The sequence below is a fragment of the Aquamicrobium soli genome, from assembly GCF_042646345.1.
GTDB classification, from domain to species: Bacteria; Pseudomonadota; Alphaproteobacteria; order Rhizobiales; family Rhizobiaceae; genus Mesorhizobium; species Mesorhizobium soli_A.
Genome location: NZ_JBHRTK010000011.1, coordinates 19,305 through 40,195, shown reverse-complemented (window position 1 = coordinate 40,195; position 20,891 = coordinate 19,305). Strand labels below are relative to the sequence as shown.

Annotated in this window: 17 protein-coding genes; 10 read left to right on the top strand and 7 right to left on the bottom strand. The window is 65.0% G+C overall.

The window, feature by feature from the left end:
* Positions 1 to 693: aminotransferase-like domain-containing protein (locus tag ACFOHJ_RS09540; RefSeq protein ID WP_378220270.1), on the top strand; the 693-nt coding region annotated here is incomplete at its 5' end.
* A gap of 85 nt (positions 694 to 778) precedes the next feature.
* Here ACFOHJ_RS09540 and acnA read toward each other — a convergent pair.
* On the bottom strand, positions 779 to 3,421 hold the full coding sequence (gene acnA / locus ACFOHJ_RS09535) for an aconitate hydratase AcnA (protein ID WP_378220269.1): 2,643 nt from the start codon (positions 3,419 to 3,421) through the stop codon (positions 779 to 781).
* 12 nt (positions 3,422 to 3,433) lie between these two features.
* Positions 3,434 to 4,300, bottom strand: a complete 867-nt coding sequence (locus tag ACFOHJ_RS09530) for an HpcH/HpaI aldolase/citrate lyase family protein (RefSeq protein WP_378220268.1) — start codon at positions 4,298 to 4,300, stop codon at positions 3,434 to 3,436.
* Positions 4,301 to 4,513: 213 nt separating this feature from the next.
* Between ACFOHJ_RS09530 and ACFOHJ_RS09525 the strand changes: the two genes are divergently transcribed.
* Genes ACFOHJ_RS09525 through ACFOHJ_RS09515 form a run of 3 tightly spaced genes read left to right on the top strand, consistent with a single transcriptional unit; the run spans position 4,514 to position 9,337 of the window.
* Positions 4,514 to 5,587, top strand: coding sequence for a mandelate racemase/muconate lactonizing enzyme family protein (locus tag ACFOHJ_RS09525; RefSeq protein WP_378220267.1), 1,074 nt, complete (start codon positions 4,514 to 4,516; stop codon positions 5,585 to 5,587).
* A 26-nt stretch (positions 5,588 to 5,613) separates the two neighbouring features.
* Positions 5,614 to 7,146, top strand: a complete 1,533-nt coding sequence (locus ACFOHJ_RS09520) for an acyl-CoA carboxylase subunit beta (protein ID WP_378220266.1) — start codon at positions 5,614 to 5,616, stop codon at positions 7,144 to 7,146.
* Between the two features lie 10 nt (positions 7,147 to 7,156).
* Entirely contained in the window at positions 7,157 to 9,337 is a 2,181-nt protein-coding gene (locus tag ACFOHJ_RS09515; RefSeq protein ID WP_378220265.1) for an acetate--CoA ligase family protein, read from the top strand.
* Between the two features lie 27 nt (positions 9,338 to 9,364).
* Here ACFOHJ_RS09515 and ACFOHJ_RS09510 read toward each other — a convergent pair whose 3' ends face one another.
* From ACFOHJ_RS09510 to ACFOHJ_RS09495, 4 genes are all read right to left on the bottom strand, one after another.
* Positions 9,365 to 10,237: a TrmB family transcriptional regulator gene (locus ACFOHJ_RS09510; protein ID WP_378220264.1), complete on the bottom strand. Its 873-nt coding sequence runs from the start codon at positions 10,235 to 10,237 to the stop codon at positions 9,365 to 9,367.
* A 101-nt stretch (positions 10,238 to 10,338) separates the two neighbouring features.
* A complete protein-coding gene (locus tag ACFOHJ_RS09505) occupies positions 10,339 to 10,914 on the bottom strand; it encodes a biotin transporter BioY (RefSeq protein WP_378220263.1) in 576 nt (191 codons plus the stop codon).
* 18 nt (positions 10,915 to 10,932) lie between these two features.
* A complete protein-coding gene (locus ACFOHJ_RS09500; RefSeq protein ID WP_378220262.1) occupies positions 10,933 to 12,294 on the bottom strand; it encodes an acetyl-CoA carboxylase biotin carboxylase subunit in 1,362 nt (453 codons plus the stop codon).
* 8 nt (positions 12,295 to 12,302) lie between these two features.
* Positions 12,303 to 12,524, bottom strand: a complete 222-nt coding sequence (locus ACFOHJ_RS09495; protein ID WP_378220261.1) for an acetyl-CoA carboxylase biotin carboxyl carrier protein subunit — start codon at positions 12,522 to 12,524, stop codon at positions 12,303 to 12,305.
* Positions 12,525 to 12,622: 98 nt separating this feature from the next.
* Here ACFOHJ_RS09495 and ACFOHJ_RS09490 point away from each other — a divergent pair, with 98 nt between their 5' ends.
* From ACFOHJ_RS09490 to ACFOHJ_RS09465, 6 genes are all read left to right on the top strand, one after another.
* Positions 12,623 to 13,468: an FAS1-like dehydratase domain-containing protein gene (locus ACFOHJ_RS09490; RefSeq protein ID WP_378220260.1), complete on the top strand. Its 846-nt coding sequence runs from the start codon at positions 12,623 to 12,625 to the stop codon at positions 13,466 to 13,468.
* Between the two features lie 168 nt (positions 13,469 to 13,636).
* Positions 13,637 to 14,599: a Bug family tripartite tricarboxylate transporter substrate binding protein gene (locus ACFOHJ_RS09485; RefSeq protein ID WP_378220259.1), complete on the top strand. Its 963-nt coding sequence runs from the start codon at positions 13,637 to 13,639 to the stop codon at positions 14,597 to 14,599.
* Between the two features lie 19 nt (positions 14,600 to 14,618).
* Entirely contained in the window at positions 14,619 to 15,122 is a 504-nt protein-coding gene (locus ACFOHJ_RS09480) for a tripartite tricarboxylate transporter TctB family protein (protein ID WP_378220258.1), read from the top strand.
* Between the two features lie 83 nt (positions 15,123 to 15,205).
* Complete coding sequence (locus tag ACFOHJ_RS09475; RefSeq protein ID WP_378220257.1) at positions 15,206 to 16,693, top strand: tripartite tricarboxylate transporter permease; 1,488 nt, start codon at positions 15,206 to 15,208, stop codon at positions 16,691 to 16,693.
* A gap of 235 nt (positions 16,694 to 16,928) precedes the next feature.
* Complete coding sequence (locus tag ACFOHJ_RS09470) at positions 16,929 to 17,834, top strand: LysR family transcriptional regulator (protein ID WP_378220256.1); 906 nt, start codon at positions 16,929 to 16,931, stop codon at positions 17,832 to 17,834.
* A gap of 211 nt (positions 17,835 to 18,045) precedes the next feature.
* The gene (locus ACFOHJ_RS09465; RefSeq protein ID WP_378220255.1) at positions 18,046 to 19,071 is read left to right on the top strand and encodes a YeiH family protein; all 1,026 of its coding nucleotides are present in this window, start codon (positions 18,046 to 18,048) and stop codon (positions 19,069 to 19,071) included.
* A gap of 333 nt (positions 19,072 to 19,404) precedes the next feature.
* Here ACFOHJ_RS09465 and ACFOHJ_RS09460 read toward each other — a convergent pair whose 3' ends face one another.
* The gene (locus ACFOHJ_RS09460) at positions 19,405 to 20,832 is read right to left on the bottom strand and encodes an ISNCY family transposase (protein ID WP_378220254.1); all 1,428 of its coding nucleotides are present in this window, start codon (positions 20,830 to 20,832) and stop codon (positions 19,405 to 19,407) included.
* Between the last annotated feature and the right edge of the window lie 59 nt (positions 20,833 to 20,891).

The following is a 20,891-nucleotide window of genomic DNA, read 5'->3' as shown; positions in this document are numbered from 1 at the left end:
ACCAACTCGGCGCTTCACAACCCGACGGGCGCGAGCCTATCGCCGCAGACCGCCTACCGCGTGTTGAGCGCCGCCACCGCCCATGGGCTGACGATCGTCGAGGATGACATATTCGCGGATTTTGAACCCAGCCTGTCGCCGCGCCTTGCCATCCTTGACGGCCTCAACCGCGTCATCAGGATAGGGAGCTTCTCCAAGACGCTCTCGGCCTCCGTCCGCTGTGGCTATATCGCGGCAACGGCGGACTGGATCGAGCGGCTGGTCGATCTTCAGGTGGCGACGAACTTTGGAGGCCCGAGCCCTGTTGCCACCGAACTGATCGCCGGGGTGCTGGCTGGGGGCACGTATCGCAGGCACATGGACGAGGTGCGCCGGCGCCTTGCCAGGGCACGGACCGAAGCCGTCGGTCGGCTGGCCGCCCTCGGCATCATACCGTGGACGATCCCGCGAGGCGGCTTCTACCTCTGGTGCCGCCTTCCCGAAGGTTTGGATTCGGCGGCGATAGCACGACGGTGCATGGAGCATCGGATCGTTCTTGCGCCCGGTAACGTGTTCAGCGTGTCCCAGTCGGCCGCGCCGTTCCTTCGCTTCAATGTGGCGCAGATGAGTGATCCCCGCATTTTCTCCTGCCTCCGGCAGGTGATGAGAGAGCAGGCGAGTGCCCGGCCACCCAGCCTGTCTTCGATTTCATGATGATGATCGACTATGTCCATGCAGCGGCAGACGTAACCCCTGGCGGTGTTTCTCTAAAGGATTTCAGGGCCGGCGGTGCGCCTGGTTACCTGTCGTTGCGGCAGAGCTGGTCCAGAAGCGTGGGCAACAGCCCGCCACCTTCGAGCAAGGCAATGTCTGCTTCCGTCCTTGCGAGGAGGCGGGCAGTGAATTGCTGCACCGTATCTCGCCTGCGCAGCGTGACAGGAACGGGCATGTCCATAGCCAGAGCGTGCAGGTCGACATCGAGGTCGAAAGAATCCTCCGCCTGCACATCGAGCGAGGCGGCTTCCAACCCGTCGGGCAACAGCAATGGCAGGATGCCCATGCCGACCAGGTTGGACGCATGGATTCGCTCGAAGCTCTGCGCCAGGACCGCCCGCACGCCGAGCAGCGCCACGCCCTTGGCGGCCCAGTCGCGGGAGGAACCGGCGCCGTAGTTGCGTCCCGCGACGATGACGCAGCCCGTGCCTCGCGCCCGATGGCGCTGCGCGGCGTCGAAGACCGGGAGCAGGTCTTCATCCCCGGCGACGCGTGTCTTGTTGCCGCGTTGGCCGGGGACAAGGTGATTTTCGAGCAGGCGGTTGTCGAACATGCCGCGCAGGCAGACAGCGGGGTTTCCGCGCCGCGCGCCGTAGTTGCCGAGCTTGCCCGGCTCTACGCCCGAGGCGATCAGATGCTGCCCGGCAGGGCAGTCGGGGCGGATCGCGCCGTTGGGCGAGATGTGGTCGGTGGTGATGGAGTGGCCAAGAACCAGCAATGGCCGCAGCCCCGTCATGTCGGAACCGCGCCCCGGCGCGCCGCTGCTTTCGGTCACGAAAGGCGAGGGGCCGATGAAAGTGCTGGCGGGATCCCAGGGAAATTGCGGACCGGGCGGGGTCGCGAGCGCTTCCCAGGCGCGCGTGCTTTCGATCCTCGAATCATAGGCGCCGTGGAACAGGTTTGCGCGCACGTGGCGGTGAACGGCCGCCGCGATTTCATCCTCGCTCGGCCACACGTCGGCCAGCATCACCGGCTTGCCCTGCGGGTCGATGCCCAGCGGTTCGCTCGACAGGTCGACATGCATCGTCCCGGTGATGGCGTAGGCGACGACGAGCGGGGGCGACGCGAGATAGGCGGCCTTGACCTGCGGGTGGATGCGGCCTTCGAAGTTGCGGTTGCCCGAAAGAACCGCCGCCACGCACAGGTCGCGGGAGCGAACCTCTTCGGCGACGGCCGGCGGCAAGGCGCCTGAATTGCCGTTGCAGGTCGCACAGCCGTAGCCGATGTTGTGGAAGCCGAGCGCCTCGAGCGCCGGCGTGAGCCCCGCCTCGTCCAGATAGTCGGTCACGATGCGCGACCCGGGAGAGAGCGAGGTCTTGACCCATGGCTTGGCCCGCAGGCCGCGTGCGACGGCGTTCCGGGCCAGCAGCCCGGCGGCGATCATCACGGCCGGGTTCGACGTGTTGGTGCAACTGGTGATCGCCGCGATGACAACCGCCCCGTGATCGATCCCGCCGTGCGGTTTTGTCGGTGCCGCGACACCGATCTCTGCCATCCGCCTTTCGAAGGAAGCCGGTACCTGGGGCAGGCTGACGCGATCCTGCGGCCGGACCGGACCGGCCAGTGAAGGCTCGACCGCGTCGAGGTGGAAGACGTGGTTCTCGTCGAAGGCCGGAGCCGAGCCGCCGTCGCTGTCCTGCCACAGGCCTTGCGCCCTTGCGTAGGCCTCGACAAGGTCGATGTGGCGGCTGTCGCGCCCGGTCAGGGCGAGATAGCTCAGCGTGCCTGCATCGATCGGAAAATAGGCGCAGGTGGCGCCGAATTCGGGGGCCATGTTGGCAATGGTTGCGCGGTCGGCCACCGGAAGGGCTGAAACGCCGGGGCCGTGGAACTCGACGAAGGCGCCCACCACGTCCAGCCGGCGCAGCATCTGGGTAAGATGAAGCACCATGTCGGTCGCCGTAACCCCCGGCGCCAGACGCCCCTCGATGCGGACACCGACGACCTTCGGCCGTGCCATGTCGGACGGCATGCCCAGGATGGCGGCTTCCGCCTCCAGTCCGCCCACGCCCCAGCCGAGCACGCCGAGGGCATTGACCATGGTCGTGTGGCTGTCGGTGCCGATCATCGTGTCCGGCACGGCGAGCGGCGCCATCATGGGCCGGTCCACGGTGCGCACCACCGAGGCCAGCCATTCCAGGTTGACCTGGTGCATGATACCGCGTCCCGGCGGGATGACGCGCAGCCCGTCGAAGTTCTTCTGGCACCATTTGATGAAGGCGAAACGCTCCGCGTTATGCTCCATCTCGAATTGCCGGTTCAACATCCGCGCGTCGGCGCGGCCGGCATAAGCTGCCACCAGCGAGTGGTCGACGACGAAGTCCACCGGGATGCGCGGCTGAACGAGAAGCGCATCGGCGCCGCGCGCCACCAGGGCATCGCGCATCGAGGCGAGGTCGGTCATCAGCGGGATGCCCATGAAGTCCTGGAGCAGGGCGCGGCCGGGTTGGAAGGGGATGGCCGTACCCTGAGTCTCCGGCTTCAGGGCCGCCAGCCCGTCACGGATCTGTTCCCGCGAGCCGGGCCCGCGCAGGATGCCCTCGGCGAGCACCAGCAGCGAACGCGGCAGCTCCGCAAGATCGCCGAGGTCGAGTTCGCCGGCCTGCGCCAGGCTCACATGGTCGACCCCGGCCATGCCGGGCAGCGGGCGGACCAGATCGTTCAGCAACTCATCCCTCCATCAGGCCGTCACGGCTTCCCACAGGGACAGCATCTGGCGAGCGGCATCGGCGTGCAGCCGTTCCACCATCTGGCCATCGACGCGCAGCACGTTCGCATTGCTGTTCTCGGCGCGGTCGAAAAGCTCCACGAGAAGACGCGCCCGGGCGATTTCCTCGGCCGTGGGTGTGAACGCGGCGTTGCAAGGTCCGGCTTGGCGCGGATGGATCAGGGACTTGCCGTCCATGCCGAGATCGCGGCCCTGGATACATTCGGCTTCGAAACCGGCAGGGTCTTCGAGCGCGTTGTAGACGCCATCGACTACCTGCAGGCCATGGGTTCGGGCCGCGGCGACGCAGGCGACGAGCATGGGCACGAGGTTCGCGCGCGCCGGCTGGACGCGCATGCGCATGTCCTTGACGAGGTCGTTGGTGCCGATGACCAACGCCGACAGGGCCGGTAGCGCGTCGCCCGTTGCCCCGGCGATCGCATAGAGGTTGCCGAAGGCGGCGGGGGTCTCGATCATGGCCCACAGGCGGCTTGAGGAGCCCGCTGCGGCGATCGCGGCCTGCGGCGCGGCAAGATCGTCCGGGTGGCCGACCTTGGGAACCAGAATGGCGTCGGGAGCGGCCGCGACGGCGGCTTCGAGATCGTCCGCACCCCATGGCGTGCCAAGGCCGTTGATCCGGACCACGACCTGGCGCCGGCCATAGCCGCCTTCGCGGACGACGCGGGCGGCCTGCTGGCGCGCCTCGGGCTTGGCGTCCGGCGAGACGGCGTCCTCGAGGTCGAAAATGACCGCATCGACATCGAGGTCGCGTGCCTTTTCAAGCGCACGCGCGTTTGAGGCGGGCATGTAGAGAGCGCTGCGAAGTGGTCTTGCCTGCATGAATTTCCTGTCCTTCTCAAGGGGCATCAACGGCTTGGCAATACCTCGCCGGCCTCACCCGGCATCCGGCCGGCGCTCTCGCCTGTGCCCATCTCCCCGATGATCTCTCAAGCCTGTTGCATGTTGCGCGCATTTAAACTAGATCGACGTAGTAGCTATAGCAACTACTAAATACCGGAAACCTGAAGAGGGTTATTGAGAGGAGAAAGGCCAGTGGCGCCCATTAGCCGACTTTGCCTGCGGCGGCTCGAACTGCCGCTTCATCGCCCGTACCGCCTTTCCTATCGGACCTTCGAGACTTTCGAGCCCTATGTCGTTGAAGTGCAGGATGCCGACGGCCGGGTCGGTTTTGCCGACGCCCACATCTCGCCCGGATCGAGCAGCGAGACGCGCGAGGGGGGCTGGGCTTTCCTGTGCGCGCGGCTGGCCGAGAGCGTCGGTCGGGAGCCGCAGGCGGCCAAGGCTGCAGCACTCGAGCATTTTTCAGAATCCAAGGTCGCCACGACGGCGCTGGTGTCGGCGCTCGAAGTCCTGGAGAACAACCGCCTCCTCGAGTTTCCCCAACCGGTGACCCTGCCGCTGCTGACGCCCATCAACGGGCTTCGCGAAGACGAGATCCGAACCGAGGTCGAGGAATGGCTCGACCAGGGGTTCCGGACCTTCAAGGTCAAGGTCGGCAAGGACGTGGCTGGGGACCTGGAAAGGGTCGCCGTGATCCAGGATGCGGTTGGCGGCCGCGCGACGCTGCGCCTCGACGCCAATCGCGCCTATTCGCGGGATCAGGGGGTGGAGTTTGCGCGGCAGCTCAATCCGGAAAACATCGCCCTGTTCGAACAGCCCTGCGATTCCGGCGATTGGGAGGCGAACGAGGCCGTTGCCGACGCCTCGACGGTTCCGCTGATGCTCGACGAACCGATCTGTACGCTGGAGGACATCGAGCGCGCCGCCGGGATTGCGAATGTCCGCTTCTGCAAGCTCAAGCTGAAGCGGTTCGGCGGCCTGGAGCGGCTGGAAGCGGGATTGCGCGCCGTCCGTTCCGGCGGGATGGAGCCGGTGCTCGGCGACGGCCTCGGCAGCGACATCCATGCCTGGCTCGAGGCCTGCGTGGCGCGCGAGACGATCCGCAATGCCGGGGAATTCAACGGCTTCCTGAAATCGCGCGAAAGCCTGCTGGTCGAGCCGCTGCGCTTCGAAGCCGGCTCCATTCACATCCCGGGCGGCTATCGCCCGACCCTCGATCGCGAAGTGCTGGAGCGCGTCACGGTCGAAAGCCGCCACTTTCACTAGAATTGCAAGAGCGAGGAGACATTGCCATGGCGCATGACGAAATGCTGGCCGAACTCGATAGGAGGCGCGAGGCAGCGAGCGCGATGGGCGGACCCAAGAAGCTTGCCAAGCGGCGCGAAGCCGGCCAACTCAACGCCCAGGAACGTCTGGACGCGCTGGTCGATGCGGGCTCCTTCTTCGAGGTCGGCCTTCTCGGCCAGTCGTCTTTCGATGCCGACGCCGCCAAGACGCCGCGGGACGGGAAGATTACCGGCTTCGGCCGCATCGACGGCCGCGATGTCGGCGTGGTGGTGAACGACTTCACCACCAAGGGCGCCTCCACCAGCACCACCAATTCCAAGAAGATCGGCTACATCCGCAAGACCTGCACCGAGAAGGGCATGCCCTTCGTCCATGTCGGCGAATCCACCGGGGCGAGGCTTCCGGACGCCATGGGGTCCAAGGGCATGGGCACCATGCTCGGCAATGACGTCACCCAGTTTCGCCGCATGCGCGACACGCCGTGGGCGGCCGCCGCGCTGGATACGTCCTTCGGCTCGTCCGCCTGGCTCTGCTGTTGCTCCGACTTCGCGGTGATGAAGAAGGGCTCGATCATGTCGGTGTCGAGTCCCCGCCTGGTCTCGATGGCCATCGGCGAGAACGTCGACCTCGAAGACCTGGGCGGCTGGCGGCTGCACGCCGAACAAACCGGCCTCATCGACCACTTCGTCGATACCGACGAGGAGGCCATGCGCGCGCTGCGAACGTTCCTGTCCTACATGCCAAGCCACAACGGCGAACTGCCGCCGGACGCGCCGGTTTCCGAAGGCTCCGGCCTCGACCAGGAGCGCATCCTCGACGTGCTGCCGGAGAAGAGGACGCAGGTCTACAACATGAAGAAGATCGTCGAGCTGATCTTCGACAAGGGCAGCGTCTTCGAACTCAAGCCGCGTTTCGGCCGCTCGGCGATGGTGGCGCTGGCCCGCCTCGACGGCAAGGTCACCGGCGTCATCGCCAACAATCCGAATGTCGGCGGCGGCGCGCTTTCAGCCGAGGCCTGCCGCAAGATCATCGACTTCACGGTGATGTGCGACAGCTTCAACATCCCGCTGGTACGGATGATGGACACGCCCGGCTTCGTCGTCGGCACGGACGCCGAGCGCCGTGGTGCTCCCGGCCACATCATGAATTTCATGAACGCCACCTGCCTCACGACGGTGCCGCAGATCACGGTGATCTGCCGCAAGGCCTACGGGCGCGCCTATGTGGCCATGGGCGGCGGCGCCCACAACGACGCCATGATCGCCTGGCCGGGGGCGGAGGTCTCGTTCATGGATCCCGTCTTCGCCACCAGCATCGTCCATAACCTCAAGGCCGGCGAGGAAGGGTTCGAGGAAGCGCTGGGCCATATCCAGAAGGACCTGGAGATCTGGGACATGGCGCGCATCTTCTCCGCGCAGGACGTGGTCAAGCCGCAGGAGACGCGAGCCTACCTCATCCGCATGTTCGAGATACAGCGTCGCCGCCGCTCCGCCGGCGTTGGCCAGCATCTCATGCGCACCTGGCCGACCAGTTTCTGAGGAGAGCGTCATGGATATCCAGGTCCGGCCCATGGCCGAGATCGTAATCCGTGCTCTGGAGGCCGGAAAGACGTCGCTCGACGAAGCGACGGGCAAGTCGCTGCTCAGGCAGGTCGGCATCGATGTGCCGCGTTCGGCAGTGGCGCGTGACGCCGCCGATGCGGCCGCCCTGGCCGCCGGCATGAAGGGGCCGTTCGTGGTCAAGGTCGTCTCGCCCGAGATCCTGCACAAGTCCGATGTCGGCGGGGTGGCGCTCGGGCTGGCCGATGCCGCGGCGGTCGCGGCGGCGGTCGGCGAGATGGCCAAGAAGCCGGGCATCGCTTCGGCGCATGTCGAAGGCTGGCTGGTCGAGGAGATGGCGCCCGCCGGCCTGGAGATCGTCATCGGCGGGTTCAGGGATTCCCGCTTCGGACCCATGCTGATGGTCGGTCTTGGCGGCGTCTTCGTGGAAGTGCTCAAGGATGTCGCCTTCCGCATTTGCCCGGTCTCCCGGGACGAGGCGCGCGCCATGCTGGCGGAACTGAAGGGTCATGCGCTGCTGCGCGGTGCTCGCGGCGGGGCCAAGGTGGACGAGGAAGCGCTGGTCGACGCGATGTTGAAGGTCGGCGGCGAGAACAGCCTGTTGATGGCATTGGGCGATCATGTCGCCGAGGTGGACCTCAACCCGGTGATCGCGACGGGCGAGGGCGTCGTCGCGGTCGATGCCCGCTTCATCCTTGCCCGCGACGAGGCGGTGGCGGCTGCGCCGGCGCCGAAGCCCGTACTCGAGGAATTCCGTCCGCTGTTCGAGCCGAAGACGATCGCGGTGCTGGGCGCATCCACCAAGGACGTGGCGATCGCCAACACCTTCATCCGCCGCCTGCGCGACTTCGGCTATGGCGGCGCGATCTATCCGATACACCCCACGGCCGAAGCGATCGAAGGCTACAAGGCCTACCCTTCGCTGGCCGAGACGCCCGAGCCGGTCGACTATGCCTATGTGGCGATCAACGCCGCGCGCATCCCTGACGTCCTCGGCGCGGCGAACGGGCGCTGCCGCATCGCCCAGGTCATATCCTCCGGCTTTGGCGAGATCGAGGAGGGGGAGCATCTCCAGCAGGAACTCGTGGAAAAGGCGCGCGCTGCCGGGGTGAGGGTGATCGGCCCGAACTGCCTCGGTACCTACTCGCCGCGCGGCGGGCTGACCTTTCCGGCCGGCGCGCCGAAGGAAACCGGCCGGATCGGTATCGTGTCGCAGTCGGGCGGTCTCAGCACCGACATCGTCAAGCGCGGCCAGTGGCGCGGCCTGCGTTTTTCCGGGCTGGTCAGTATCGGCAACAGCGCCGATGTGCAGCCGCAGGAACTGGTGGACTTCTATTTTGCCGATCCGCAGACCAAGGCCGTCGGCGTCTACCTGGAAGACATCAAGGACGGGCGCGCCTTTTTCGACCTGCTGCGTTCCGAGCGCGCCACCAAGCCGGTGGTCATCCTGAAGGGGGGGCGTTCTTCGCAGGGGCGCCTCGCGGCGGCCTCTCACACGGGTGCGCTGGCTGGCGACGACCGGGCATGGCAAGCGCTGGAAAAGCAGGCAGCGGTGGCGCTTGTCTCGACGGTGGACGAATTCATCGACGCCCTGCTCGCTCTCCAGCACCTCGACCTGCGCCCCCACAAGCCGACGCACGAGATCACCCTTTTCGGAAACGGCGGCGGTTCGAGTGTTCTCGGCACCGACGTGTTCGCCAGCATGGGGCTGAGCATCGCGCCGTTCGAGGGTGCTGCGCGCGACGCGCTGGCGGCGATGGGCCTGCCGCCGGGCACCAGCACCGCCAACCCGATCGACACGCCGGTGAGAACCTTGCAGGAAAAGGATGGCTGGATTGCCGGCGAAATCCTCGAGCACGTCTTCACCCATGCAAGCCCGGATGCCGTCGCCATGCACCTCAACCTCGCCGCCTTCGTCGGCCGGGGCACGGTCGATCCGATCGACAATCTTTTCACCGTGGTCGAGGAAACGCTGCGCAAATGGCCGGGCGTGGCGCACTTCGCCATGGCGCTGCGCACCGACCGTTCGCCGGAACTGGACCAGAAGCGCCATCAGTACCGTGAGCGAGCCACGCGTGCCCGCGTACCGGTATTCGACGAGATTCCGGCGATGGCCCGGGCGCTGGCCATCGTCGGGCACCTGGAGCGGCGATTGGCTGCCCGCAAATGAAGGCGCGGGACCGGCCTGGCGCCTTATTCAGGTCAGGCCGGTTTTGGTCTTGAAGGAAGCCGCCTGCTCGGGCGTGAAACAGGCGAGGCGCAGGTCGCGCAGATAGGGGCCGAAGCTGGCGTCGATCTGCGGCCCCAGGCGATCGAAGATTTCGGCCATGTAGTAGTCGTGGCGGATCAGGGATTCGGCCATGTTGACGATCGGCTGGTTGCGCGTGTGGACGGCCGTGACTTCCTCGGCCATCACCGCCGTCACCATTTCCTTCCGGTCCGAGGTGACGGTGAACAGGTTGTCCGTCGTTCCCATCCGGACGCCATTGCCCTCGTGGATATAGACGCGCGAATTTTCGGCGAAGCGGAACTCGTCGGCGTTCGGCCCGAACAGCACGATCAGGAACTCGACACCGCGAGCGGCCGCCGCGCGCAGCGACTCGACGTGCTGTCGCAGCATGTCGTCGGCGGCCTTCACCATGACGATGGACTGGCTCGAATCGATCAGGGAAGCGATCTTTTCGCGCACTGCCGACTCGCCGGTCAGCGTCCAGACATACTGATCGTCGAGCGGCTTGGCCATGTTCGCGAGCTGGTTTCCCACGGAGGCGCAAAGATCGCTGGTACGGCGGGCCAGGCTGTCGAGAAATTCCTTCGGCTGCGCCGCGATGTAGCGCACGGGCGTTTCGCTGACGGGCAGGACCGCTCCGCGCTGCGACAGCGCTTCCAGTGCGTGGTAGGTGTTCGGCCGCGGAACCCCGGCGCTCTTGGAAATCTCGTAGGCCGTGGCAGGGCTTTCGCGCAGGAGCTGGACGTAGATCCGCGCTTCGTATTCCGTAAAGCCGAGCCGTTTCAGATCCGCGACCAGCGTGCCGGGAACGGCGCCGACGACGGCAATCTTCGCGGTCAAATCGTGCTCCTTGCCCATATTTCAACCCGGCTTCCGGGTTAGCATGCGCTCCTGCGCGTTGCAAACGCGCGGCCAGCCTCGCGGGCCGGCCGCGCCGGGACCTAGGCGTCGCGCGGCAGCAGCGACCATGCGGCCGGCAGCAAGGCCGCCGCCAGCATCGCCTTGAGCGCATCGCCGACCAGGAAGGGAACGACGCCCGCGGCGATCGCTTTCTCGGGGCCGACGAAACCGGCCAGCCAACCCGCGCCGACGAGATAGAAGATGAAGCTGCCGGCCAGCATGGCGAGGAACACGCGCCCGGCTTGCGTTCCCCAGCCGCGTTGCGCCAGCGTGCCGGCCACGAAGGCGGCGGGCAGGCAGGCGAGCAGGTAGCCGCCGGTCGGCCCCATCAGGTAGGCTATCCCGCTTCCTGCCGCGAAGACCGGCAATCCGGCGATCCCCTGCGCGAGGTAGAGCGAAACCGTCGCCGCTGCCAGGCGAGGCCCGTAGACCAGGCCCACGAACAGCACCGCGAAGGTGAGCATGGTGATCGGCACCGGCCACATGGGAACCTGGATGCGCGCGCAGGCCGCGATGAACATCGAGCCGGCGACGGACAGGACCAGGCCGCGGGTGAGGCGGTTGGCCGAATCAGGCGACCAGATACGGTCGCCCAGTAGCGTATTTGCCTTGAACATGATGCTAAACTCCTTGTTTCACGCGGCCGCGAGCCGTTTCTGATGAGCCTCGATGAAGCCGGTAAAGACATCGCCGGAGACGAATGCTTCGTCCCGCAGGCAGGCAACGAGGAAGTTGCGGTTGGTGTGAAGGCCCTCGATCGCGAATTCGTCCAGCGCCTTGACGGCCCGGTGTATCGCTTGGTCCCGCGTCTCCCCCCACGCCACCAGCTTGCCGATCATCGGATCGTAGTAGGGCGTGACCGCATCGCCTTCGCGGTAGGCGCTGTCGAGGCGCAGGTCCGCCCCGGTGACCGGGGGGCGATAGACGTTCAGCGTTCCCGGGGAAGGCAGGAACATCTTGGCGGGGTTCTCCGCGTATAGCCGGCATTCGATGGCGTGGCCCTTGGTCGCCACCTCCGCCTGTTCCATGCCGGTGAGCCTGCCGCGCGCGAAGTCGAGTTGCATCGCGACCAGATCGAGCCCGGTGATCATTTCGGTGACCGGATGCTCCACCTGGATGCGGGTATTCATTTCGAGGAAGAAGAACTCGAAGTTCTCCGCATCGACGATGAATTCGACCGTGCCGGCGCCGGCGTAACGCGTCTTTTCGCACAGCCGGATGGCGGCCGATGTCATCGCGGCGCGTACCTGCGCCGGCAAGCCGGGCGAGGGGCTCTCCTCGATCACCTTCTGGAAGCGGCGCTGCAGCGAGCAGTCGCGCTCATAAAGGTGCACCGCCTTGCCGGCGCCGAAACCGAACACCTGGATTTCGACATGCCGCGCCTTGGGAACGAAGCGTTCCAGGAATATGGAGCCATCCCCGAACGCCTTTTGCGCCATCGACTGGGTCGCCTCGACCGTCACGCGCAGTTGGTCGGGCCGGTCGACGCGCCGCATGCCTATGCCGCCGCCACCGGCCGAGGCCTTGACCAGAAGCGGATAGCCTGTGGCTTCGGCGGCAGCCTCGATAGTCTCGGTCTCGCCGACAGCGAAGCGCGAGGAGCCGGGGACGATTGGCACGCCGGCGGCCTGCGCCAGTTCACGCGCGCGCTGCTTGTCGCCCATTTCGATGATGGAGCGAGGCGAAGGCCCCACCCAGGTGAGGCCGGCCGCGACGACGCGCTCGGCAAAGCCCGCGTTTTCGGCCAGAAAGCCGTAGCCGGGATGCACGGCATCCGCACCGGCCAGGCGCGCCGCTTCCAGAATGCGATCGGCGGCCAGATAGCTTTCACGGGCCGGAGACGGGCCTATGGCCTGCGACTCGTCGGCTTCCATGACGTGCGCGGCGGCGGCGTCCGCCTCGGAATAGACCGCGACGGTGCCGATGCCGAGAGCCCGGGCGGATCGGAAGATGCGGCGCGCGATCTCGCCCCGGTTTGCAACCAGTAGCTTTTTCATCCGGGCCCTCAGGCTTCGATGCGGGCAACCACCGTGCCCTCGGTGACGGTGTCGCCTTCCGCTGCAAGAATGGCCACGAGCTTGCCGCCTTCCGGCGCGGCGACGGGAATCTCCATCTTCATCGATTCGAGGATCATGATGGGGTCGTCTTCCTCGAGCGACTGGCCGACCTCGGCTACGATCTTCCACACGTTGCCGGTAATTTCGGTCTTGATGTCGATAATGGCCATCGTGGCTCCTCGCACTTGCTGCTGTTGACTTCCACCTTAGATCGGGACATTAGTAGTTGCAATAGCAACTCCGTCCATTTCGAACATCAGAGGCACCCGTGGCAGACATCGACGAGACAACGTACCGGGAGTGGATCGGCCGCACGCAGGTCATGCGCGAAAGGCTCGACGCCTGGCCGGTGCGGGGGCTCGGCGCGGCACTGGAGAGAGATTTCGGCGCCGGCGAAGGAGACGAAGTGCCGGGGCTCGGCCAATGGCTCTATTTCGTGCCGGCGGTTGCGCGCAGCCGGATGGGCGAGGACGGGCACCCGCAGCGCGGGGACTTCCTTCCGCCGGTCAGCCTGCCGAGGCGCATGTGGGCGGCCAGCGACATCAGCTTCGGCCGCCCGATGCGCATCGGCGAGGAGGTCGAGAAAACAGCCCGGATCGCGAGCGTGTCGGTGAAGGAGGGCAAGACCGGCGTGCTGGTGTTCCTGAAGGTCGAGAACACCTATCGCGTCGATGGCGAGCAGGCGCTGTCGGAGGTGCAGACGCTGGTCTACCGCGACGATCCCAAGCCCGATGAGGCTCCGCCGCCGCCAAGGCCGGCGCCGGACAATGCGGCGTGGAGCGAGGTGGTGGAAACCGATACGGCGCTTTTGTTCCGCTATTCCGCCGTGACCTTCAACGCGCATCGCATCCACTATGACGCCCCCTATGCGCGCACCGTCGAGGGCTATCCGGATGTCGTCGTGCATGGACAACTGACCGCGACGTTGCTTTTCGATGCGCTGCGCCGCAACGTCGCCTCGCAGCGCGCAAAAACCTTCGGGTTCCGGGCGATGAAGCCGATCTTCGTCGGGCAGCCGATATTCCTTGAAGGCGCCCCTGCCGAAAGCGGGTATGAATTGTGGGCGCGGGACGCGAACGGCCACCTCTGCCTGTCGGCGAGCGTGGATTTCTGACCGCGAAAATGCCGGGGCGCCCCCTTTAGTTTTTAGTTGTATCAATCGCAACTACGCTATAGGGTCGGCTCGATCGTTAGGCTTGTGGAGGCAGGCCGGCCCGAAGTGAGGAGCGGGTATGCGGTCAAAGCCAGAACTTAGCGTAGTTCCAAAAATCGGGAGGAAAGCATGTTCAAGCAGCTGACGTTGGCTACCTTGGCCGCCTGCTTCATCAGCGCATCGGCATCGGCGCAGGATTATCCGAACCGGCCGATATCCTACATACTTCACGTTTCGCCGGGCGGTGCGACGGACATCATGGCGCGCAAGATCGCGCTCGGCCTGGAAAAGTCGCTCGGCGTCGCGGTTCCCGTCGAGAACAAGGCGGGTGGGCGAGGGGCCGCGCAGTTGGCGGAGCTCAACAAGGCCGCGCCGGACGGCTACACCATCGGATCCGTCACCAGCACCCATATCGGCGCCTTCAACCAGACCCTGAAGCAGTACAACGTCGACAGCTTCGACTGGATCGCGCGGTTGGTGAACGAGCCGTACCTGCTTGTCGTCAACAAGGACAGCAAGCTGAATTCCATGAAGGATCTTGTCGAGGCCGCGAACGCGAAGCCGGGCAGCGTCATCATGGCCGGCTTCGTGCGCGGCTCCGGTGGCCACTTCGCCTGGGAGATCATGGCGCAGTCCGCCGATCTCGATAACAGCAAGGTCCGCTGGATTCCCTACGACAGCGTCGGCGATGCCGTGACCGCCACGGTCGGAGGCCATGCCGAGGTCGCCATCGCTTATGTCGACCTGGTCAAGAACCAGGTGGAGGCGGGCAACCTGCGCGTCATTGCCGTCATGGCCGACGAGCGCGTACCGCAGTTTCCCGACGTGCCGACCTTCAAGGAACAGGGCTACGACGCCGACACCTCGTGGCAGCAGATGCGCGGGATCATCGGGCCGAAGGGAATGCCCGACGATGTCAAGAACAAGCTTGCCGCCGCGGTCAAGGAGGTCATGGAGACGCCCGAATTGCAGCAGTACATGAAGGAGTCTTCGCTGACGCCGGCGTTCCAGGGGCCGACCGAGTTCACCGAATTCGCACGCCAGCAGGACACCGTCACCAAAGAGTGGATGAAGCGACTGTCGATGAATTGATCGGCATCGGAGCAGGCAGATGCATAAGGACCAGGACGAAACGCACGGCGAGCCCACGCCGGACGCAGCCACATTGTCCCTTTCGCTCGAAATCAGCGACATCGCCGTCGGGCTGGCGCTCGCCGCCCTGGCGGGCTGGTTCTTCTTCCAGGCGTCCATCCTGCCGGACTTCTCCGGCACGGCGATCGGCGCCGCCGACTTCCCCAAGGGGCTGGCGGCGCTGCTCGGCGTGACGAGCATCATCTTCGCGGGCGCCGGCGTGCGGCGCATCGTGTCGGGCCGCCTGGGAGAGCGGGTAAGCGTGCGGCAGCCGATGCGCGTGCTGCTCGGCATTGTGCTGCTGATCGCGTTCCCGTTCATGATGGACGCCTTCGGCTACTACATCGCGATGGCGATATTCCTTTCGGCGTTTCTCTACGTCGCGAACCGGCGCAATCCGATCGCCATAGCGCTCTATGTCGGCGGGTTCCTGCTTTTCACCAAGCTGGTGTTCGAGATGATGCTCGGTACGCCCTTGCCGTAGCCGTCGGCTGCGTTTCGCCCTTCGATTGCAGTCCGCGCCGGAAAGCCGGGCTAATCTCGTCAGCAAATGTCCGGAGGAGACAGATGATCGACGGATTTATGGTGGGCCTTGCCGCCTTTTCCAGTTGGCAGGTGCTGCTGGGCCTTTTTGCCGGCGTCGTCATAGGCTACGTCGTCGGCGCCTTGCCCGGCCTGTCGGCTGGCGTCGGAATGGCGCTGCTCATTCCTTTCAGTTTCGGCCTCGACCCGATCGTTTCGGTCGTGATGCTCATCACTCTTTACATGGCCTCCGAATATTCGGGCGCGATTCCGGCCATTCTGGTCAACACCCCCGGCGAACCCTCGTCGGCCATCACCGCGCTCGACGGCTATCCGATGCGCCAGAAGGGCGAGGCGGGCCAGGCGCTCACGCTGTCCATTCTCGGCTCGGCCGTCGGTTCGGTGCTGAGCACGATCCTGCTGATCTTCACCGTAAGCTGGATGACCAGGTTCGCGCTGGCTTTCGGGCCCGCCGAATATTTCGCCATCACCGTGCTTGGCCTCAGCCTGATCTCCACGCTGTCGGGAGACTCGCTGACGCGCGGGATCATCGCGCTGCTTTTCGGGCTGCTGCTGACGACCATCGGCACCGATCCGGTCGACGGCATTCCGCGGTTCGCGATCGTCGAAGGGTTTCTTTCGGGCGTTCCTTTCGTCTCGGCGCTCATCGGCCTGTTCGCCCTCTCGGAAGTGCTTCGCATGCTCGAAACGACCGACGAGCCGGTAAAGCCGCTGCGCCATATTCCAAGTGTCGCGGGCCAGTTCAAGCTGATCAGGCCACATAGCTGGAACATGATCCGCAGCACGCTTGTGGGCTATGTCGTCGGCGTCATTCCGGGAGCGGGCGCCTCGATCGCCTCCCTCATTGCCTACTCGATACAACGATCCGTGTCGAAGTCGCCCGAAACCTTCGGGAAGGGGAACCCGGAGGGCGTCGTGGCTGCCGAGACGGCCAACAACTCCTGCATGCCGGGTGCGCTGGCGCCCATGCTCGCGCTTGGCATCCCCGGCAAGGCCAGCACGGCAGTGCTGATCGGGGCGCTGGCGATCCACGGCGTCCAGCCGGGCCCCCTGATCTTCGAGCGCCACCCCGAGGTGCCGTACTCGATCTATATCGCGCTCCTGGCGGGCATGCCTTTCATGGTAGTGCTCGGGCTTTACGGCACGCGGCTCTGGGTGCGGCTGACGCAGATTTCGCCCGGGGTCATCACCGCTATCGTGGCGGCCACCTGCCTGCTCGGCACTTTTTCGGAATCCAAGGATATCTTCTCGGTCTGGGTCGCCGTCGGCTTCGGCGTGGTGGGCTACATCCTGCAGAAGGTGCGGATCGATCCCGCCCCGATCGTATTGGCCCTGGTGCTCGGCTATCTCATGGAATCCAATTTCCGGCGGGCGATGGTGATGTCCGGCGACGAGATCAGCATTTTCTACACGCAGCCGATATCGATGATCTGCCTTGTCATTTCCGTCATCGTTTTCTTCCTGCCCATTCTCCCGTCCTTCAGGCGGCGCAAGGCTGAGATAGAGCATTAGGCGCACGGGCCGCGATGCCGAAATGCCCTTGCTGCCAGGAAGCAGGAGCATCGAACGTTCAGTGCCCTGGGGCGCGAGAGCAGAGCCGTGCGGGTGATGTCCGGAGCAGGGGCGGGCCTCCGGGCATAGCTTCCGGCCTGCCGGTGGCCGGCATGCCGCGGATTCTGCAATCATCTCTTCAATAGATGTTATAGCGACTTATGATCTTGTTCTTCGATTGGATGGGGCGTTTGCCGTGACCCTGGAACAGCTTCGGATTTTCGTGGCCGTCGCCGAACGCCAGCATGTGACCCAGGCGGCCCGTGCGCTCAACCTGGCGCAGTCGGCTGTCAGCCATGCCATCGCCAGCCTGGAAGCACGTCATGACGCAAAGCTTTTCGATCGGGTAGGGCGCCGTATCGAACTGACGGAAGCGGGGCGAGCGTTTTTGGCCGAAGCACGGATCATCCTGGCCCAGGTGGAGCGCGCGGAACTGACGCTTGGCGCATTCGGCAAGCTGGAGCGTGGCACGCTGACGGTCCAGGCCAGCCAGACGATCGCAAGCTACTGGTTGCCGCGCCATCTCGTGGCTTTCCGGCGTGCTCATCCGCGCATCGATATCCGCATGACCATCGGCAATACGGCGCAGGTGGCCGAGGCGATCGAGACCGGTACGGCGGAGTTGGGTTTCGTCGAAGGCCGGGTTGAAAGCAGCCGGCTCGTAAGCAGCAGGGTGGCGTCGGACCAGGTGGTGCTGGTCGTCGGACAAGACCATGCCTGGGCGCAGCAGGGCGCGAGGCCGGAGAGCGATGACCTTGCCGGGACCGCATGGGTGCTGCGTGAACCCGGCTCGGGCACGCGATCTGTCTTCGAGCAGGCCTTGAAGGACATGGGCTTCCCCCTCGAGCGCCTGCGGATCGCGATGGAACTGCCCTCGAACGAGGCCGTCCGCGCCGCTGTCGAGGCCGGTTTGGGGGCGACGGTGCTTTCCGCCTCGGTCGTGGCTTCGGGCATCGAGAACGGTTTGCTGCACCATGTTCCGTTCAGCTTGCCCCGACGTGACTTTCACGTCCTGCGGGACACCCATCGTCACCGCAGCCGCGTCGCCGACGCGTTGCTGGCGATGATAGACAGGTCGTCCAGGCCGGGCAGGGCGGTGTGACCGCAATCCCGCCCGGATCAGGTTCCAGGCGAACTGGCGCACCTGTTTGCCTGACGCGACCCCTGGAATGATCCATGCGGGATGCAGAGTAGGGGGCGAAGGGCCAATTGTTCTGCAATATCGATTGGAACGTTCTTCTAATCCAATTGGATAATCCGGGCATGATTGGGTAGACCGCGGGTACTTTCTGGAATGACATTTCGAGTGCCCCATGTCTGTCCTTGCGACCACGGATGAAAACGCCAACAGCAATATCGCCCGCTATGCGCCCGGCCTGATCCTGGTCGCGGTCATCACCGCTTCCGCGTACGGCCTTCGGCATTTGCCTTACGTGTCGCAGTTGAGTCCGATGATATCGGCGATCTTCGTGGGGATGCTGTTTGCAAACGTGGTCGGCACCCATGCGTCCGCGGCGTCGGGTATCTCGCTCTCGGGCAAGCGTCTCCTGCGCCTCGCCGTGGCGCTGCTCGGCCTGCAAATCTCGTTCGCGCAGCTCAGCGACATCGGCCTGCGCGGAGTGGGCTTTGCGGCCCTCGGGCTGGGTACCACATTCCTGTTCACGCTCTGGATGGGGCGGCTGCTCGGAGTCAATCGCCGGCTCGCGCACCTACTTGCCGCCGGGACTTCCGTTTGCGGCGCATCGGCAATTGCGGCGGCAAACGCGGTCACCGGCGCCGATGACGAAGATGTTGCCTACGCCGTGGCCTGCATCACGCTTTTCGGCACGATCGCCATGTTCCTGTTTCCTTTCGTGGCGATGATCACCGGAATTTCGGACCGCGCCTACGGCCTGTGGGTCGGCCTGTCGGTCCACGAGGTTGCACAGGTCGTCGGCGCGGGATTCCAGGGCGGGGCCGGGGCGGGCGAGGTCGCGGTGGTGACGAAGCTTGCGCGCATCATGATGCTGGCGCCGCTCGTCGTCATCCTGTCCTTCTTCCTTTCGCGACCGCGTGGTCAGGCGGCCGGGAAAGGCAAGGAAATTGCACTGGTGCCGTTCTTCGTGGTTGGGTTTCTGGCCCTGGCGGTCGTCAACAGTCTCGGGATCGTCCCGGATGCCATCCGCGAGCCGATCGTGGTCGCGACGCCGGTATTGCTGACGGCGGCAATGGCCGCGCTCGGGTTGGGGACCAGCGTGTCGAAGCTCAGGCAGCATGGCCTGCCGCCGTTGCTGCTTGCCGGCATGGCATCCGTATTCATCGCCGGCATCAGCTACCTGATGGCGACGGTGGTGCCTTGAGGCAAGCGATGCCGAGGCCGGGCTGTCCCAGAAGTACGACGTTGCAGCGAGGGCAGGGGTGCTGCCTCACCGACTGGTGGCCAGCAGCTTTTGCTGAAAGCGCTTCGGTCAGCGTTCTAGGCTCAATGTGGCTGACCACCATGCCCCTTAGAAATGCGACAGGGACAGGGCAGGGCTACACAGCGCCTGCGAAGTAGAAATGTCGTATCAACGTCGAAGCTGGATCTTGGCATCGACCTGAGCGCCCGATCGGGCGTCAGCTGGTCGGGGTTGCAGAGCCCGATCGGGTGCGATCCAGCTTGGCTCCCTCGGCTTTAGCTTTGAAAGCCGCCTTCACTCGGCCGCGGCCAACCTTGCCAGTGCCTGTTCCCGCCGTGCGATGACGGCAGGGTCGTTCATGAAATCCGTCCGTCTGCCCGGCTTCGTGCCGCGCTTGACATAACCGTTGCTCTGGCTACCGTCGGGAATGCCGAACAGATGGCTCGCCTGGCCCGTGCGGCGCGGGCCGTGCTGGCTGCGCTGCAGGTCGCGGCCAGCCTGCATCTCGGCCACCATTGCAAGGGCTTCGTCCAGGCGCTTGTTCTCGACGACGTCGGATCTGTGAACCGAGCGCAACTTGTCGAATGTCCTGTAGGGCAGGGATGTGCTGCCTTCCATGATCTCAAGCCGGCCGTCGGGATAGTCGCAGACAACAACCTTCTTGCCGGCAAGGCTCTTCGCAAAGGCGCTCGGATCGAGGATGAACAGCACCTTGTCATAGCGCAGCGTCAAGGCTTGCGACAGTGTGCGGAACTCCTTGCGGCACATGGCGCCATCAAGGTTCTCATGGTCCGCGAGCGGACGATGCATGTCCTTCGGATTACGCGGCACTTTGCCGAAGCGGGCATTGAAATCCGCAATGAACTCAGGCGTATAGGCATTGGCAGCTTCGATCGTATCGATGCCTCGAAGCCGCATCTCCTTGACCAGCCGATCCTGCAATGTCTGGTTCGCGCGTTCCACACGACCCTTGGCCTGCGGAGTGTTGGCACAGATGATGTCGATGTTCAGCTCATAAAGAGCCCGACCGAATTGTGTCAGGCCGCTCGTCCGGTCCTTCTCCGACGCATGCGTGGAGCGAAAGACGCCGTGCTTGTCGCTATAGAATGCCAGCGGCTTGCCCCATTGCTGCAGGTAGGCCTTCGTCGCATGCAGATAGTCGAACGTGTTCTCCGATCCGGCAAAGTGCAGATGCAGAAGCTTTCCGGTGGCATCGTCGATATAAACGAGCAGGGCGCATTTGGGCCCACGGTTCTCGAACCACCAGTGATGTGACCCATCGATTTGCACCAGTTCGCCAAAGCAGTCACGCCGGCCGCGTGGCTGGAAAACCCGTTTCTTGCGTTCGCGACGCGAGATCCAGATGCCGGCCTCGGTCATCCACTGCCGCAGCGTCTCCTTGGCAACAGAGATCCGGTGCAGCTCGATCAGCTTCTCACGCGCCAGCGTCGGACCGAAATCCAGATAGTGCTCGCGGATCAGATCCAGCGTTGCATTGCGAAACTCCTCGCTGTGGCGCCGGTTGCTCGGCTGCGAGCGCTTCTTCGAAACGAGGCCGGCTGGACCATCCCGGTCATAGACCTGCAACAACCGATGGACCTGACTTCGACTGAGGTCGAGCAGTCCGGCGGCCTGGACGACGCTCAGGCGTTCGTCACGGATCTTCTGGATAACTTCGAGGCGATGCAATTCTTTCTGCGACATGGTGATCAAACAGGACATGACGACTCCGACCGCTCATGGTCTCGACCAGGCTGAAGGTCGTCATCCTTGCTCCCGAC